Genomic DNA, 1333 nt, shown 5'->3' with positions numbered 1-1333 from the left:
GTCACCGACGGCCCGCCCGCCTGGCCCGCCCGAACCACAGAGGAGATCCGTGCCCCGCACCATCGTGCCGACCGAGGCCGCCGGAACACTCAGCGACGCCTGGCGCACCTGTGTCGGCACCGGCCGGTTCGGCCTGGCGCTGCGCAAGGACTACCAGGACTCCCTGGCCCTGGTACAGCGCGAGATCGGCTTCCGGTACATCCGGGGCCACGGCCTCCTGCACGACGACGTCGCCGTCCACCGGCCGTACGACGCCGGCGGGCACCGCGGCACCGCCTACGTGTTCACCTATGTCGACCAGGTGATCGATGCCTACCTGGGGCTCGGGATCAAGCCGTTCCTCGAGCTCGGGTTCATGCCGAGCGGGCTCGCGTCCGGCGACCAGACGGTGTTCTGGTGGCTCGGCAACGTCACTCCGCCCCGCGACCACGCCGAGTGGGCGAGCCTGGTGCGGGCGCTCCTGCGGCACCTCGTCGACCGGTACGGCCTCGACGAGGTACGCACCTGGCCAGTCGAGGTGTGGAACGAGCCGAACCTTCCTCAGTTCTGGAAGGACGCCGACCAGGCGGCCTACTTCCGGCTCTACGAGACGTCGGTCCGGGCCGTCAAGGACGTCGACGCGTCCCTCCAGGTGGGTGGCCCCGCCATCTCCCCGGGTGCGGACGACTGGTGGGAGCCCTTCGCGGAGTTCGTCACCGCGCGCGACCTGCCCGCCGACTTCCTCTCCGTGCACGCCTACAGCTCCGGGCCCGCCCAGCACGTGCCGTTCGGCGTCTACCAGACGTTCCAGCGACCCCAGCACCTGCTCGACCAGTTCGCCAGGCCACGCAAGATCCTCGCCGGGACGGCGCTCGCGGACCGGCCGCTGCACATCACCGAGTTCAACACGAGCTACCGTCCCGACAACCCGGTGCACGACACGGCGTACAACGCCGCCTACCTCGCCCCGGTGCTCGCGGAGGGCGGTGAGCACGCCGACTCGTTCTCCTACTGGACGTTCAGCGACGTCTTCGAGGAGGCGGGTGTTCCGGCGTCGTTCTTCCACGGCGGGTTCGGGTTGCTGACCCACCGGCAGGTGCGCAAGCCGACCTTCCACCTGTACGCCTTCATGGCGCGGATGGGGCCGGAGATCCTCGCGCGTGGGGTCGACCACCTGGTGACCCGGCATCCCGCGACCGGCCAGGTGACCGTGCTCGCCTGGCAGCCGGTGGGCGGCACCGCCGACCCGGCCGAGCCGGCCCGCCACGAGCTCCGGCTCAGTCTCCCCGCGCCGATCGCCGAAGTAGAGCGCCTGTCCGGCATCGAGGCGACTACTTCGGAGAACCGGCCGGAC

At 70.9% G+C, this 1333-nt stretch carries 1 protein-coding gene; it reads left to right on the top strand.

The genetic code is table 11. From position 1 onward, the window contains the following. Positions 1-49: 49 nt before the first annotated feature. The coding region (locus ACFWE2_RS25375) for a xylan 1,4-beta-xylosidase (protein ID WP_377226977.1) at positions 50-1333 on the top strand (1284 nt) is incomplete at its 3' end.

The organism is Promicromonospora sp. NPDC060271, assembly GCF_042726755.1.
GTDB lineage: Bacteria > Actinomycetota > Actinomycetes > Actinomycetales > Cellulomonadaceae > Promicromonospora.
The sequence above is the reverse complement of the archived record's forward strand: the minus strand, read 5'-3'. Positions and strand labels throughout refer to the sequence as shown.